The sequence below is a fragment of the Hymenobacter sp. DG01 genome (genome assembly GCF_006352025.1).
Taxonomy (GTDB): Bacteria; Bacteroidota; Bacteroidia; order Cytophagales; family Hymenobacteraceae; genus Hymenobacter.
Window position 1 is genome coordinate 846,464 of sequence record NZ_CP040936.1, and the last position, 14,723, is coordinate 861,186.

The 14,723-nt window shown below is 60.9% G+C and carries 13 protein-coding genes; all 13 read right to left on the reverse strand.

Going from position 1 to position 14,723, the window contains the following annotated elements; genetic code table 11:
• Positions 1–57 precede the first annotated feature (57 nt).
• On the reverse strand, positions 58–948 hold the full coding sequence (locus FGZ14_RS03545; protein ID WP_139921281.1) for a hydroxypyruvate isomerase family protein: 891 nt from the start codon (positions 946–948) through the stop codon (positions 58–60).
• 11 nt (positions 949–959) lie between these two features.
• On the reverse strand, positions 960–2,225 hold the full coding sequence (locus FGZ14_RS03550) for a nucleoside permease (protein WP_139921283.1): 1,266 nt from the start codon (positions 2,223–2,225) through the stop codon (positions 960–962).
• Positions 2,226–2,385: 160 nt separating this feature from the next.
• Positions 2,386–2,865, reverse strand: coding sequence for a c-type cytochrome (locus tag FGZ14_RS03555; protein WP_139921285.1), 480 nt, complete (start codon positions 2,863–2,865; stop codon positions 2,386–2,388).
• A gap of 20 nt (positions 2,866–2,885) precedes the next feature.
• Complete coding sequence (locus FGZ14_RS03560) at positions 2,886–3,938, reverse strand: sugar phosphate isomerase/epimerase (RefSeq protein ID WP_139921287.1); 1,053 nt, start codon at positions 3,936–3,938, stop codon at positions 2,886–2,888.
• Positions 3,939–3,944: 6 nt separating this feature from the next.
• Positions 3,945–5,093: a Gfo/Idh/MocA family protein gene (locus FGZ14_RS03565; protein ID WP_219601050.1), complete on the reverse strand. Its 1,149-nt coding sequence runs from the start codon at positions 5,091–5,093 to the stop codon at positions 3,945–3,947.
• Between the two features lie 137 nt (positions 5,094–5,230).
• Entirely contained in the window at positions 5,231–5,836 is a 606-nt protein-coding gene (locus FGZ14_RS03570) for a gluconate 2-dehydrogenase subunit 3 family protein (RefSeq protein WP_139921289.1), read from the reverse strand.
• 12 nt (positions 5,837–5,848) lie between these two features.
• Positions 5,849–7,525, reverse strand: coding sequence for a GMC oxidoreductase (locus tag FGZ14_RS03575; RefSeq protein WP_139921291.1), 1,677 nt, complete (start codon positions 7,523–7,525; stop codon positions 5,849–5,851).
• A 152-nt stretch (positions 7,526–7,677) separates the two neighbouring features.
• A complete protein-coding gene (locus FGZ14_RS03580; RefSeq protein ID WP_139921294.1) occupies positions 7,678–8,577 on the reverse strand; it encodes a sugar phosphate isomerase/epimerase in 900 nt (299 codons plus the stop codon).
• Positions 8,578–9,079: 502 nt separating this feature from the next.
• Entirely contained in the window at positions 9,080–9,751 is a 672-nt protein-coding gene (locus FGZ14_RS03585) for a PA2169 family four-helix-bundle protein (RefSeq protein WP_139921296.1), read from the reverse strand.
• A gap of 214 nt (positions 9,752–9,965) precedes the next feature.
• Positions 9,966–12,209: a xanthine dehydrogenase family protein molybdopterin-binding subunit gene (locus FGZ14_RS03590; protein WP_139921298.1), complete on the reverse strand. Its 2,244-nt coding sequence runs from the start codon at positions 12,207–12,209 to the stop codon at positions 9,966–9,968.
• 11 nt (positions 12,210–12,220) lie between these two features.
• Entirely contained in the window at positions 12,221–13,207 is a 987-nt protein-coding gene (locus FGZ14_RS03595) for a xanthine dehydrogenase family protein subunit M (protein WP_139921300.1), read from the reverse strand.
• A gap of 9 nt (positions 13,208–13,216) precedes the next feature.
• Positions 13,217–13,846, reverse strand: a complete 630-nt coding sequence (locus FGZ14_RS03600; protein WP_139921302.1) for a (2Fe-2S)-binding protein — start codon at positions 13,844–13,846, stop codon at positions 13,217–13,219.
• 261 nt (positions 13,847–14,107) lie between these two features.
• Positions 14,108–14,701, reverse strand: a complete 594-nt coding sequence (locus FGZ14_RS03605; RefSeq protein ID WP_219601051.1) for a DNA-3-methyladenine glycosylase I — start codon at positions 14,699–14,701, stop codon at positions 14,108–14,110.
• Positions 14,702–14,723: the final 22 nt, after the last annotated feature.

A 14,723-nucleotide genomic window follows, 5' to 3' on the forward strand; every position in this document is an offset into this window, starting at 1 on the left:
GAGTTTAACCCAGATTCCTCGCTCTCGCTCGGCATGACAAAAACATGGCTGGCAGCCTTACACGTCGCAGAGCTGCACGGCCTGGCGCAGGGAGGCCAGCTTGTCGGCTTGCTGAGGCATGAACTCCTGGGCCACGTAGCCCTGGAAGCCGGTGGCTTTAATGGCGCGCATGATGGCGGGGTAGTTCAGCTCCTGCGCGTCCCCGATTTCGTGGCGGCCGGGTACGCCGGCCGTGTGGTAGTGGGCAATGTAAGCGTGGTGCTCGGTGAGAGTCCGGATAACGTCGCCCTCATTGATTTGCATGTGGTAGATGTCGTAGAGCAGCTTGAAGTTCTCCGAGCCCATCTTCCGGGCCAAGGCTACGCCCCAGCTGGTTCGGTCGCACTGGTAGTCTTTGTGGTCGATTTTGCTGTTGAGCAGCTCCATTACCAGCACCACGTTGTGCTGAGCGGCCAGCTTCAGCAGGGGCTGCAGACCCCGGGCGCAGTTTTCCAGACCCTGGGCATCCGAAAGGCCTCGGCGACTGCCACTAAAGCAAATCAGGTTGCGGTAGCCGGCCTGGGCCACTTGCGGAATCATCTCGGTGTACTGCTTCTGCAGCTGGGCATGAAACCGCGGGTCGTTGAAGCCGTCGGTTAGGTTGATTTCGGCCCCGTTGCACATCGAGGACTCCAGCCCGTACTTCTTCAGAGTGGGCCAGTCCTTCGGCCTTACCAGGTCGATGCCTCGCAGGCCCATTTCCTTGGCGGCCGCGCAAAGTTTCTCCAGAGGCATGTCCTGGAAGCACCAGCGGCACACGGCCTGTTTCAGCGCGCCCTTCAAGGCTTCGTTGCCGGTGGCTTTCTGCTCTTCAGAAGGAGAACAGGCCGCGGCCAGGCCCAGCGCGCCCACCGTGGCGGCACTGGTCAACAGGCCCTGCAAAGCGGCCCGACGGTTCCAGGTAGCCATAGGGGGTAGGGTTAGTTAGCGGCCGAAGCCAAGGCGGAAGTGGTATCGGCGTCGTCGTACGCGGCAGCTTCCGTGGCCTGGGCCTGGGGCCGGTCGCGGAACAGGAGCAGGAACAGCACCACCACTACCCCGGCAATGCCCGCCGGAATCAGCCAGATCATGCGCCAGTCGTGGGAGGTAGCCGAAAGCTGGTAGGCGTCGAAGATGCGGCCCGAGAGCAGGGTGCCAATGAGCATGCCCACCCCATAAGTAGCCAATGTAATGAAGCCCTGGGCTGAGCTTTTGAACCGCTCTCCCGCGAGGTTATCGGTGTAGATCTGGCCCGTTACGAAGAAAAAGTCGTAGCAGATGCCGTGCAGCACAATGCCCGCAATCAGCATCCAGTAGCTGCTTTCCCCATTGCCGTAGGCGAAAAACACGTAGCGCAACACCCAGGCTACCATGCCAATGGCCAGCATCTTCTTCACCCCCAGGCGGCTGAAAAATACCGGAATCAGGAGCATGAACAGCAGCTCCGACACCTGCCCGAGGCTTTGCACCCCGGCGGCGCCCTTCATGCCTACTTCGTTGAGGAAGGGGTTAGTAAAACCGTAGTAAAAGGCTAGCGGAATGCAGATGGCAATGGAAGCCAGAAAGAAAATAAGATAGGAGCGGTTCTTGAGCAGGCCAATGGCATCGAGGCCCAGCATGTCGCCCAGGGAAGTGGACTGGCCGCGCTTTACTGGTGGGGTAGCGGGCAAGGTGAAGCTAAACACGCCCAGCAGGGCCGAGGCTCCGGCCGCCATCAGGAAGGTGCTCTGCAGGCTGCCGCTTTGCTCCCAGTTCAGCCAGCCAATAGTGAGGCCGGCCACAATCCAGCCCAGCGTACCCAGTACCCGGATGGTGGCAAACTCCTTCTGCGGGTTCTGCATCTGCCGAAACGCAATGGAGTTCACCAGGGCCAGCGTGGGCATGTACAGCACCATATAGGTGAGAATGTTAGGGTAGAAAGAGCTGAAGTCGGGGGCGGTGGAGGCCCGCCACAGCAGCAGCGCCCCGGCCAGGTGCAGCACCCCCAGAATCTTCTGGGCCGAGAAAAAACGGTCGGCAATGAGCCCAATGATGAACGGGGCCACAATGGCGCCAATGGACTGAGTCAGAAATGCTACCCCCACCTGGGTGCCCGAAGCGCTAAGATTACGCAGCAGGTAAGTGCCCAGCGTCACGAACCACGCACCCCAGATAAAAAACTCCAGGAACATCATGATAGACAGCTTAATCCGGGTCGTGGCATTCATACGTGGTGGGGTTTGGGAAAGGAATGGGGGTAGGGGAGCTGCTGGTCAGGTCGCTATCCGTCATCCTGAGCGGGAGCGAAGGACCTCTACAGAAGGTAATTGCTAACAGTGGAGGTCCTTCGCTTCACTCAGGATGACAGGCGCGGTACTTGCGGAAAAACTACTTCAGGCTCAGGATGTAGCGGGTCATTTCCTCGGCATCGGCTTCAGAGAGGCCGGGGTGGGGCGTCATGGCAATATCGCCCCAGTTGCCTTTGCCGCCCTGAATAACTTTCTGGGCCAGCATCTTCACGTTGGCGGGGGTGTTGGGGTACTTCTCCGCTACGGCTTTGTAGGCCGGGCCGAGCAGCTTATCGTTTTCGCGGTGGCAGCCGGTGCAGTCGGCGCCTTCAATCAGCTTGGCACCCCGGGCTACCGCGCCGCCGGTGGGCGCCGTGCCAATTTTGGTGGCGTTGGTATCTATCTGAGGCTGATGGGCTACGGCCGTGACGTTGGAGCCGGTGGTGCTGTCGGTGTTCAGGGTTTCTTCGGAGTCGGCGAGGGTATATTCCTCCTTGCCTTTACCGGCGGTTTTATCCGATTCAGAACCACACGAAGCCAAGGCGGCACAGAAACTCAAAAGCAGAAAAGCGTTTTTCATAGGAACAGAAGCAGAGAAAGTTACAGACCGAGCAACTGGCGGTTACGGGCCTCGTCGGTGCCGGCCGCCGCGAAGTCATCGAAAGCCTTGTCGGTGACGCGGATGATGTGGTTTTGGATGAAAGCTGCGCCTTCGCGGGCGCCGTCTTCGGGGTGCTTAAGGGCGCATTCCCACTCCAGCACGGCCCAGCCAGGGAAGTCGTACTGCGCCATCTTACTGAAAACGGCCTTGAAATCCACCTGCCCGTCGCCGAGGGAGCGGAAGCGGCCGGCGCGGTCCACCCAGCTCTGGTAGCCCCCGTACACGCCCTGGCGGCCGGTGGGGTTGAACTCCGCATCCTTGACGTGAAAAGCCCGAATCCGCTCGTGGTAGATGTCGATGTACTCCAGGTAGTCGAGGCACTGAAGCACGAAGTGGGAGGGGTCGTAGAGCAGGCAGGCGCGGGGGTGCTGCCGCACTTTCTCCAGGAACATCTCGTAGCTGATGCCATCGTGCAGGTCCTCGCCGGCATGCACCTCGTAGCACACATCCACCCCGCACTCGTCAAACGTGTTCAGAATGGGCAGCCAGCGTCGGGCCAACTCTGTAAAGCCAGTTTCCACGATGCTGGCCGGGCGTTGAGGCCAGGGGTACACCATGGGCCAGAGCAGGGCCCCACTGAAAGTGGCGTGGGCCGTGAGCCCCAGGTTCTGCGAGGCTTTGGCCGCGTACTTCAACTGCTGCACGGCCCACTCCTGGCGGGCGGCGGGGTTGCCGCGCAGGGCTTCGGGCGCGAAGCCATCGAACAGCTGATCATACGCTGGGTTTACGGCCACCAGTTGGCCTTGTAGGTGGGTTGAAAGCTCCGTGATTTCGAGGCCGGCGGCCTGCACCTTGCCTTTCAGCTCGTCGGCGTAGGTCTGGCTTTCGGCGGCCAGCTGCAAGTCAATAAAGCGCTTATCGAGGGTAGGCAGCTGCACGCCCTTAAAGCCCAGGGAGCTGGCCCACTGACAGATAGACTCCAGGCTATTGAACGGCGGCTCGTCGGAAATAAACTGCGCCAGGAAAATGGCGGGTCCCTTGATGGTTTTCATACGCAGCTATACGGTAAACTCAGTCCACTTCTGATCGGAGCGGCCCGAGGCAATTACGTTTTCAATAAAGGCCATGCCGCGCACTCCTTCCGCAATACCGGGGTAGTCGAGGGCTTCGGGCGGGGCAAGGGTGCCGCTGAGGTCGGCTTGCAGGCTGAGGGCGAAGTTGCGGTAGAGGTTGGCAAAGGCTTCGAGGTAGCCCTCGGGGTGGCCGGCCGGGGTGCGGGTGTTGTGGCGGGCGTAGGAGCTCGTGTAGCCGGCACCGGTCCGGCGAATTTCCGTGGGGCGGTCCAGCCACTTTACTAGCAGCGTATTGGCGTCGGCCTGCTGCCATTCCAGCCCACCTTTCTCGCCGTACACCCGCAGTCGCAGGTTGTTTTCCTCGCCGGCCGCCACTTGGGTAGCTACCAGCACCCCGCTGGCCCCACCCGTCAGGCGCAGCAGCACGGCCCCATCATCGTCGAGCTGGCGACCGGGCACTACCGTGTTGATGTCGGCGCAGAGCTGGGTGACCGTCAGACCCGTTACGTACTCCAGCAGGTTGAAGGCGTGGGTGCCAATGTCGCCCATAGCGCCGGCCACGCCGCTGCGGGCGGGGTCGGTGCGCCAGGAGGCCTGCTTGTTGGCGCCGCCTTCCTCGAAGGTGCTCAGCCAGCCCTGCGGATACTCCACGTAGGCCTTCCGAATGGTGCCCAGCTCGCCGGAAGCTACCAACTGCCGGGCCTCTTTCACCATGGGGTAGCCCGTGTAAGTATGCGTCAGGCAAAAGCGGCAGCCACTGGCGGCGGCTACCTGCTCCAGCTCCCGGGCCTCGGCCAGGGAAAACGTCATGGGCTTATCCAGCACAACGTGAAAGCCATTTTCCAGGGCCAGTTTGGCCGGCGCAAAGTGCAGGTGGTTGGGTGTCACGATGGATATCACCTGCACCCGCTCGGCTTCCGGCCGCTGTTTTTCCTGCTGAATCAGCTCCTCGTAGGAGATATAGACCCGCTCGGGGGGTAGCCCCAGCAGGTGCCCGCTGGCTTTCGAGGTTTCGGGGTTGCTGCTGAACGCGCCGGCTACCAGCTCATACAGTCCATCGAGGGCAGCGGCGTGCCGGTGCACGGCCCCGATAAAGGCCCCCTGCCCGCCGCCAATCATTCCTAATCGTATCATTGAGTTGTGAGTTATCGGTTGTCAGTTGCCGGTTGTGAGTTGTCAGTTGTGAGTTGCCAGTAGAAAGTCTTTGCACCTAACAACTGGAAACTCACAACCGGCAACTGACAACTCACAACTCTCCACTGGCAACTGATTTACGTGGTAGCCCAGGCCCGGTCGCCTTTTTTGTAGGGCACACAGCCGTCGTACCGGCCGGGAACAGGCAGGTAGCGCAGGGCCTTGGTGCTGCCCACTTCGGAGGTGAAGTAACCCAGCAGGGTCAGCTCCTTTATCATCCGGAAGTAGTGGTTGGGCGCTTCCCGGGTTTTAGTTTGGCTGTACTGCTTCTGCTCGGCATCAAGGGCCGTGAGCAGGGCCGTGCGCTGGGCGGGGGCCAGCTCCATAAAGCCTTTGCCGTTTTTCTGCTGGCTGGCCTGCTCCAGCTGGGTCAGGCCTTTCAGGAAAATCTGCTGATCGGCGGGCTTGTAGCAGTCCTTTACCATCACGGCCATGAAAGAGCCCACGTCGGCGGCTTTGGCGCCGGGCGTTTTGGTAGTGGGCAGAATGGTTTCACCTACTTCATTGAGGTAGGCCACCTGGCCCTGGCTGAGGAAGGGCTTTTCCGGCTTTCTGGCTTTGGCGGTGCCGCTCTTTTCCTTCTCGGCCTCCGGGGAGGAGCAGCTGGTCAGGAAATAGTCGCCGCCGATGAGGGTGCCACCCATGATGAGGGCTACGCGGGCTACTGCGTCTCTTCTGTTCATAGGGGTAGGGAGTTACACGTTTTGCTTTTTCAGCTCGCCCACGGCGTGGTCCACGGCGCGGGCCGTGAGGGCCATGTAGGTGAGGGAGGGGTTCTGGCAGGCCGCCGACGTCATGCAAGCGCCGTCGGTTACGTACACGTTGGGAGCGTCCCAAACCTGATTGTGCTTGTTGAGCACTGAGGTTTTCGGGTCGCGGCCCATGCGGGCGGTGCCCATCTCATGAATGCCGCCGCCCATGTTGTAGCCATTGTTGTAGGTCTTCACGTTTTTGAGGCCCGCTTTTTCCAGCATTTCCTGGGCGTCCTGCATCATATCGATGCGCATTTTCTGCTCGTTGTCCCGAATGCTGGCGTCCATGGCCAGTACGGGCAGCCCCCACTTATCCTTCTTGGTTTTATCGAGGAAGACGCGGTTATCGTGGTAGGGCAGGGTTTCGCCGAAGGCTCCCAGCCCCATGGTCCACTGGCCCGGCTCGGTGAGGGCGTCCTTGAAATCACCGCCCAGACTCATCTCCGCAATTTCCCGGCTCCAGCCCTCTCGGCCGGCCCCGCCCTGGTAGCCGAAGCCCCGGATATAGTCGCGCTTGTCGCCAAACAGGTTGCGGAAGCGGGGCACGTAAATGCCGTTGGCCCGGCGTCCGTACACGTATTGGTCCTCGTAGCCCGGCATTTCGCCATGAGCCCCCGCCCGGAAGTGGTGGTCCATGAGGTTGTGGCCTAGCTCGCCGCTGCTGCTGCCCAGCCCCTCGGGCCACACGTCAGTGGCAGAATTCATCAGCACCCAGGCCGAGTTGAGGGTAGAGGCGTTCAGGAAGATAATCTTGGCGAAATACTCGTAGGTCTGGTTGGTTTCCGCATCGAGCACCTCTACCCCCTTAGCCCGCTTGGTATCCTTGTCGTAGAGGATTTTGGTGACGATGGAAAACGGCCGCAGGGTGAGGTTGCCGGTAGCCACCGCCGCCGGCAAGCTGGCCGACTGCGTGCTGAAGTAGGCCCCGAACGGGCAGCCCAGCCAGCACTTGTTGCGGTACTGGCAGTTGGTGCGGTTGTTATGGGCTTTGGTGATGTTGGCCGTGCGGCCAATGACCATGTGGCGGTCTTTGAAGTTCTTTTTGATGCGGGCGGCCACGTCCTTTTCCACGCAGTTCATTTCCATAGGCGGCATAAAGTCGCCGTCGGGGAGCTGGGGCAGCCCGTCGCGGTTGCCGCTGATACCGGCAAACTTCTCTACGCGGCTATACCACGGGGCCAGGTCCTGGTAGCGGATGGGCCAGTCCACGGCAACGCCGTCCTTGGCGTTGGCCTCAAAGTCGTAGTCGCTCCAGCGGTACGATTGGCGCCCCCACATCAGGGAGCGGCCGCCCACCTGGTAGCCCCGGAACCAGTCGAAAGGCTTCACCTCCACGTAAGGGCTTTCCTTTTCATCTACCCAGAAATCGAGGTTGCTCTCGTTCAGGGTGTAGTCGCGGCCCAACACGGGGTAGTCGGCTATCATCTGCTGGGTTTTGCCGCCGCGGTGGGGTAGCTCCCAGGGCGCCTTATTGGCATTCACGTAGTCCTTAATGTGCTCTACGTTGCGGCCACGCTCCAGCATAATGGTCTTGAGGCCTTTCTCCGTCAGCTCTTTAGCGGCCATGCCGCCCGAAATGCCGGACCCGATGACAATGGCATCGTAGGTGTTTTTTTCCATAAAACGGGTGGGATTAATCGGTTGCCGGTTATCAGTTCTGAGTTGCCGGTTGCCAGTTGCGAGTTGTCAATGAGAAAGGAGGGTAGGCAGAAGGGCCTGAGCACCGGCAACTCACCCATAACAACTGGTAACTCACAACCGGCAACTCACAACTACACCAGGGTGCGCTTGATGTGGGCAATGCTTTTCTGGATGCTGTCGAAGGGAGAGCCGGGTGTCTGGTCCTGCTCCACGAAGAAGTACTTCAGGCCCGCCGTGTTGGCCTGGGCGAAGATGCGCTTGAAGTCGATGACGCCGCTGCCCACCTCCGTGAAGTCGCGCTTAGGCGTGTTGTCCATGTCCTTGACGTGCCAGAGCGGGAAGCGGCCGGAGTGCTTCTGAAACAAAGCCACCGGGTCCTGGCCCGCCTTGGTGGCCCAGTACAGGTCCAGCTCCATTTTCAGCAGATCTTTATCGGTGGCGCTCAGCAGCACATCGAAGGGCATCTGGCCTTCCAGAGGCATAAACTCGAAGTCGTGGTTGTGGTAGCAGAGCTGGATGCCGGCTTTCTTGCACCGCTCCCCGGCCTTGTTGAGGCGGTCGGCCAGCAGCTTGTAGTGGTCGAGGTTGCCCCGCTCAGCTTCCGAGAGGTAGGCGCAGACCATGTACTTCACGCCGGCTTGGGCTGCGTCGTCCACGGCTTTGTCCCAGCCGTGCAGCATAGTGCCTTGCACAGGCTGGCCTTTGTCCTGCTCCTCGCCGAGGCGGTAATGGCTGCTGGGCATAATCAACCCGGTTTGCTTGAGCTGCTTGGCGAAGGCCGCTGGCTCCATGCCATAAAACTTCTGGCTGCCCGTGTAAGTGGCGCCCTCCACGGAGGTATAGCCCAGCTTCGCGATGCGGGCCAGGGTGCCGGCCGGGTCTTTCTGCATGGCCTCACGCACGGTGTAAAGCTGCAGACCGATGTAGGATTTGGGGACAGGGTTGGCGGCCGAAAGCAGGGTAGGCGACACCAGGGCCCCGGCCGAAAGCAGGGCAGCCGACTTCAGGAAGTCGCGGCGGGAGGTTGACATAACGGAAGGAGGTAGGATGGGAGAGGCAGTAGGGACGTGGCCGGACCCGTTGAAAAAGGGAATCAACCCCCGGCCGCCCCTGAAAGGAGGGGCTTGTCGTTGCCAATGTATCGTTCCTTCCCGTGAGAATCCAAGCCCTGGCAAGCACTACATTATCAGGCAAATGCCGCCTTGTGCACCCAGTTATACACTTAGCGCACACGCAATGTGAGGCCCTTTTTCAGCTGCAGGCCGAAATCCGGCGGCTGAGCGGTAGGTGGGTTGTCACGTAAAAAACACCAGGTTATCCGACACTATTCCGCGCCTAAATCAACACGCCCGCACTGTTTTCTGGCAAATACCTTGAGTAGCGTATCGTCCGTAGGCAAAGTCCTGCTTAGCGGCTCTCCGGGAAAGCCCTGCCCGGCGGCCCTACTTGTGAGCGGCTGGTAAACACAGAACCCTCTGTTGCCGGCTTGGTTAAGCCGGCAACAGAGGGTTCCAAAGGGTATGCGTGGGGCGCTTACTGCTGATCCTGACGCTTTTTCAGCTCTTCGTGGGTTTTCTGCGACTGGGCATATTGGCGCTCTACTTCCTGGCGCAGCTCGCCGGTCAGGCTCTGGCTGCTGAGGGCGTCCTCGTAGGCTTTCAGGGCCCACTCTTCGCCGTAAATGTTGGCGCCCAGAATGGCCTTTTCATCGGAGCCAGTAATGGCGGCTTTGGCGTCCATCCAGCGGCGGTAGAGCTTGCCTTTTACCGTGGTGCCGGTCTGGCGGCCGCCGCCCAGCTCGCGGAGGTGGGCGTTCAACTCGTTGGCGAAGCGCTGGCTCTGGCTAACCAGTTGCTTGTAGTAGCCACGCTGCTGCGGGTCCTGGCTTTCGTCCACGGCGCGCTGGTAGCCTTCAATCCGGTCGTTGACGAAGTATAGCAGCTCGTTGAGCGTGGAGGCTTCATCGGGCTGGCTGCTGGCAGCTTGCTTGTTGCGGGTGGTAAAATACACGGCGCCGGCCGCGAGCAGAGCCCCGCCCACAATTTTCTGGGTGGTGCTAAGCTTGGAAAAGCTCTTGCCGACCTGGCCGAGCAGGCTGGCTACGTTGTCTTTGCCCAGAAGCTGCTGAGCCTGGCCGAGCAGGGAGTTATCGGAGCTGGCGGAGTTGGCAGAGGAAGAAGCGGAGTTGGTTTGAGGCTGGTTCATGCAGGGGAAAGTAAATAGTGAAACTGTTGCTGCCGTTACGGTTACTAAAAGCGGTTCGTTACTCTGGTTTTACTTTTTCCTGTTATTCTACTATTGCATCGGTATTCCGCTTTAGCCTCAGGTCTGCTGGCCTATCATGCTTTCAACCGGCAAAAGCCCTCAGGACAAGTCCAAAAAAGAGCGGCACCCTGGTCAGAGTGCCGCTCAGAGCTGGTTAAATCAGCTTATCAGGGGTAATGGGCAATTCCCGGATGCGTTTGCCGGTGGCGTTGAACACGGCGTTGGCAATGGCCGGGGCCACGCCGATAATGGCAATTTCGCCGATGCCTTTCGTGCCCAGGGCATTCACGTACGGGTCCGGTTGGTTTACGAAAGCAACCTCCACAGCCGGCGAGTCGGCGTGCACGGGTACGTGGTAGTCGGCGAAGTCTTTGGTAACGTAGCGGCCAAACCGGTCATCCATGCGGGCGTGCTCCATCAGGGCCATGCCGATGCCGCCCACGGCGCCGCCTTTCATCTGGTTACCGGCGGTTTTCTCGTTTACAATAGTACCCGCATCGGCGCAGGAAACCAGCTTGCTCACCCGCACCTCGCCCGTAAGCTGGTGCACGCGCACCTCGGCAAAGTGCACCGAGAAGGAGTACATAGAGTACTTCTGGCCCTCGCCGCCGGGTTTGGCTTCCACCATTACGGCCGTACCGCCGGCCTGCTTGAGCACATCGGCGTAGGAAACGCGGGTGTCTTTGTTGCCGCCCACCGTGAGGTAGCCATCCTGCATGGTTACATCTTCTTTTCGGGCCGACGTGAAGGCCGGATTACTGGCGGCGGCCAGGGTGCGCAGCTTGTCCTTCAGAGCCAGGCAGGCTTCCTGGGTAGCCGGGCCCACACTGTTCACGGTGGAGGAGCCGCCCTGGGTGCCCGCCTTCGGGAAGGACGAGTTGCCCAGCTCAAACCGGATTTTATCCGGCGAAATGCCCAGCGTGTCGGCGGCAATCTGAGTCATGGCCGTGCCGGTGCCCGGGCCAATGTCGGTGGTGGCGCACTGCAGCAGCACGGTGCCATTGGCCAGTAGCTGGGCGCCCACCGTGGCGGCGCCGCGGTGCGCCCCGAAGGTTCCTACCCCCATGCCGTAGCCAATCATCCAGTCCCCGTCGCGGAGGGAGCCGGGCTTGAGCTGGCGCTTGCTCCAGCCGATGCGGTCAGCCCCCAGCTTGTAGCATTCCTTCAGAAACTTGGTGCTCCAGGGCTTGTTCTTTTCCGGGTCCTCGTCGGTGTAGTTGCGTAAGCGGAACTCCAGCGGGTCGATGTTCAGCAGGTAGGCCATTTCATCCATGGCCGACTCCAGAGCAAACGCGCCGGTGGCCTCGCCGGGGCCGCGCATCCAGATGGGCGAGCACACATCCAGCGAAGCCAGGCGGTAGCGCGTCGTCACGTTCGGCGACTGGTACATCATGCGCGTTTGGGCCAGGGTGGCTTCGGTAAACTCCTCGTAGGTAGAAGTTTGGCCGATGCTCTCATGGGTGATGCCCGTGATTTTGCCGTCGGGAGTGGCGCTCATACCCAGCTTCTGCCAGGTGTAGGGCCGGTAGCCCACCATGGTAAACATCTGCTCCCGGGTCAGCATCAGCTTTACGGGCCGGTTCACCACTTTAGCCGCCAACACGGCCGCTGCCTCGTGGGGCCAGCTGTGCAGGGCATTGCCGAAAGCCCCGCCCACGTAGGTAGCAATTACTTTTACGTTTTCCTCGGGCAGGTTCCACTGCTTGGCAAAGTCGCGGCGGGTAGCCATGGTGCCCTGGGTTTTGTCGTAGAGCGTGAGCCGGTCGGGCGCTTCCCAGTGCGCCGTAATGGCCTGCAGCTCCATGGGGTGGTGCACCTCGGTGGGAATCACGTACTCCGCTTCCAGCTTCACGGCACCCGTTTTGTAAGCATCCACCTGACCGCGCTGGTAGTCGTTCATGGGGTGCTTGGGGTTCTTCTTGGCGGCGGTGGGTAGGAAAGCTTTGTCGGCGTTGGCCTCCAGGTTGGTTTCGTGCTTTTCCTTGGCATACTGCGCCTTCACGAGCCCGGCGGCGTAGCGGGCCCGGGCCCAGCTATCAGCCACTACCACAGCAATAGGCTGGTCATTGAAGCGGATTTTGTCGTCGTTGAACACCTGCAGGGGGTTGCCCTGGGTTTGGGGCTGCGAGGGGTCCTTACCCTCAGGCTTAGGGCCCTGGGGCTTCGGGGCATTGAGGTGGGTGATGACGGCCAGCACACCCGGCGCGCGCTCGGCGGCTTTGGTGTCGAGGCCAGTGAGGCGGCCTTTCGTGACGGTGCTACCCACCAGCACGGCGTAAGCCATGTTGGGCAGTTGGTACTCGGCCGAGTAGGTAGCTGCGCCCGTTACTTTCTGGTGGCCGTCCACCCGGTTCATCGGCGCCCCGATTTGCTTTTTCGGCTTGGGTTGTTCGTTCATGAGTTCGGGGCTTAGGCTACGCTGGCGGCGGTTTTCAGCGCCTGAATGATGGTATTGGGGCCCAGCTTGAGCTTGTAGGCATTGTGCTTGAAGGCTTTAGCTCCCTGCATGGCAATAGTGGCGGCCTGCCGGAAGCTTTCTTCGGTGGCGGGCTTGCCGACTAGGGCCTGCTCGGCGGCCGTGAGGCGCCAGGGCTTGTGGGCTACCCCACCCATGGCTAAGCGGGCGGCTTTGATGTTGTTGTTGCCATCAATGTCCAGCGCTGCTGCCACTGAAAGCAGGGCGAAGGCGTAGGAGGCCCGCTCGCGCACTTTCTGGTAGTGCACATGCTTGGTGAAGGGCCCATCGGGTACGTCCACGGCCGTAATCAGCTCACCTGGCTCCAGAGTGGTGTCCTTCTGGGGCATGTCGCCGGGTAGGCGGTGCAGCTCGGCGAAGGGGATGCTGCGGTTGCCTTTCGGGCCGCTGACCTGCACGGTAGCATCGAGGGCCACCAAGGCCACGCTCATGTCGGAGGGGTGCACGGCAATACACTTATCCGAAAACCCGAAGATGGCGTGCATGCGGTTGATGCCTTCTAAGGCGCCACAACCAGTGCCCGGCTCGCGCTTGTTGCAGGGCATGGTTGTGTCGTAGAAGTAGGAGCAGCGGGTCCGCTGGAGCATGTTGCCACCCACGGTGGCCATGTTGCGCAGCTGGGCCGAGGCGCCGGCGTTGAGGGCCAGGGCCAGCAGAGGCTGCCGCGCGCGCACCTGCTTGTCGTCGGCTACCGTTGAGTTCAGAGCCAGCGCCCCGATGCGCAGCTTGCCGGGGTCGGCGTCGATGCGGGTGAGGGGCAGGCGGTTGATATCGACCAGCTTCTGCGGGGTCATCACCCCACGCTTCATCAGATCGACGAGGTTGGTGCCGCCGGCAATGAAGGTAGCGGTGGCATCTTTCGCCACGGCGTCAATGGCGGCCTGCTGCTTGGTGGGGCGGACGTATTGGAACTGATTCATACTGGGTCGTTATACTTTTTGTCCGCCGCCTTTGACCTCCTGAATGGCCGCCACAATGTTGGAATAAGCGCCGCAGCGGCAGATGTTGCCGCTCATGTACTCCCGGATTTCGCCCTCCGAGTCGGCCTTGCCTTCCCGGATGCACGCCACTGCCGACATAATCTGGCCGGGGGTGCAGTAGCCGCACTGGAAACCGTCGTGCTTCACAAAGGCCTCCTGCATGGGGTGCAGCTTGTCGCCGTTAGCCAGGCCCTCGATGGTCGTGATTTTCTTGCCCTCGTGCATCACGGCAAAGCTCAGGCAACTGTTCACGCGCTGCCCATCTACGTGCACGGTGCAGGCGCCGCACTGGCCGTAGTCGCAGCCTTTTTTGGTGCCCGTGAGATGCAGGTTTTCGCGCAGAAAGTCCAGCAGCGTGGTGCGGGGTTCAATGGAAACCTTGTGCTTAACGCCGTTCACTTCCAGCTTGAGCGGGATTTTCTCGAAAACGGCAGCCACTTTCTCGTCCAGCTCGGCGGCGGCGGCCTGCACCAGCGGCCCCGGCACCAGAGCCATAGCCGTGAGTAGCGACGATTGCTTCAGGAAGCTGCGGCGGGCCTCGTCGGGGCCGGTGCCGGGCGTATCGTGTTCAGAGTTCATAGCCATAGTTGAAAAGGGCAAAACAAAGGGTGGCCCAAGTAGGACAAAGACCCGACAATGCCGCTGTAGTTGCGGCCAGTGTGCGTCAGTAACCGGCGTTCAGTACTTAAGTTAAGGACAAGCGCAGGAAATTCATCCTATAAATCCCTGAAAAAAGCCTGCTGTACTTAGGCAAGCAGAACCGTTTCAGCCGGAGGGTTCAGCAGCAAATAGGAGGTAGCAGAACAGGACCCCGATCTTATCAGGTTGCTGCTGAAGTTGCTACCCCTCGGCCATTGCCCGGCACTCGGCGTGGCGGGGGCAGGAAGTGAGGTGGTCGTTGACGAGGCCGGCGGTTTGCATAATGTTATAACACGCCACCGGGCCGGTCATGACAAATCCGCGCCGCTTCAGTTCCTGGCTTAGGGCCAAGCTGGCCGGGGTAGAAGCCGGGGGCAGGTTATCGGGGCTGCGTTGGGTGTCGAGCGGCTGGCCCCCGACAAAGGCGTAGAAGAAGGGTAGGAGCCCATCGGGGCCGCCTACCTCCCGGCGAAGCTGCAGCCAGGCGCGGGCATTTTGGATGGTAGCTTCCAGCTTACGGCGGTTGCGGATGATGCGCGGGTTTTGCATCAGCTCCTCTACCTCGGCCTCCCCAAACCGTGCCAGCCGTTCTGGGTCGAAACCAGCCAGCAGCTCCCGAAACGCCTCGCGCCGCCGCAGCACCACTGGAAAATCGAACCCCAGCTGAAAGGTGTGCAGCACCAGATACTCAAACAGAATATCCGGGTCAGAAACCGGCTCGCCCCACTCGTGGTCGTGAAAGCTTTGGAGCAACTCGCTTTGCTGCATCCAGATGCAGGGAGGGGGAGGATTCATGGCGAAACAGGGGGTAGGGATT

Excerpts from the sequence above, each read along its gene's own strand:
- FGZ14_RS03545 (WP_139921281.1), bottom strand. The coding sequence starts at position 948 with ATGGCTACCTGGAACCGTCGGGCCGCTTTGCAGGGCCTGTTGACCAGT.
- FGZ14_RS03550 (WP_139921283.1), bottom strand. The coding sequence starts at position 2,225 with ATGAATGCCACGACCCGGATTAAGCTGTCTATCATGATGTTCCTGGAG.
- FGZ14_RS03555 (WP_139921285.1), bottom strand. The coding sequence starts at position 2,865 with ATGAAAAACGCTTTTCTGCTTTTGAGTTTCTGTGCCGCCTTGGCTTCG.
- FGZ14_RS03560 (WP_139921287.1), bottom strand. The coding sequence starts at position 3,938 with ATGAAAACCATCAAGGGACCCGCCATTTTCCTGGCGCAGTTTATTTCC.
- FGZ14_RS03565 (WP_219601050.1), bottom strand. The coding sequence starts at position 5,093 with ATGATACGATTAGGAATGATTGGCGGCGGGCAGGGGGCCTTTATCGGG.
- FGZ14_RS03570 (WP_139921289.1), bottom strand. The coding sequence starts at position 5,836 with ATGAACAGAAGAGACGCAGTAGCCCGCGTAGCCCTCATCATGGGTGGC.
- FGZ14_RS03575 (WP_139921291.1), bottom strand. The coding sequence starts at position 7,525 with ATGGAAAAAAACACCTACGATGCCATTGTCATCGGGTCCGGCATTTCG.
- FGZ14_RS03580 (WP_139921294.1), bottom strand. The coding sequence starts at position 8,577 with ATGTCAACCTCCCGCCGCGACTTCCTGAAGTCGGCTGCCCTGCTTTCG.
- FGZ14_RS03585 (WP_139921296.1), bottom strand. The coding sequence starts at position 9,751 with ATGAACCAGCCTCAAACCAACTCCGCTTCTTCCTCTGCCAACTCCGCC.
- FGZ14_RS03590 (WP_139921298.1), bottom strand. The coding sequence starts at position 12,209 with ATGAACGAACAACCCAAGCCGAAAAAGCAAATCGGGGCGCCGATGAAC.
- FGZ14_RS03595 (WP_139921300.1), bottom strand. The coding sequence starts at position 13,207 with ATGAATCAGTTCCAATACGTCCGCCCCACCAAGCAGCAGGCCGCCATT.
- FGZ14_RS03600 (WP_139921302.1), bottom strand. The coding sequence starts at position 13,846 with ATGAACTCTGAACACGATACGCCCGGCACCGGCCCCGACGAGGCCCGC.
- FGZ14_RS03605 (WP_219601051.1), bottom strand. The coding sequence starts at position 14,701 with ATGAATCCTCCCCCTCCCTGCATCTGGATGCAGCAAAGCGAGTTGCTC.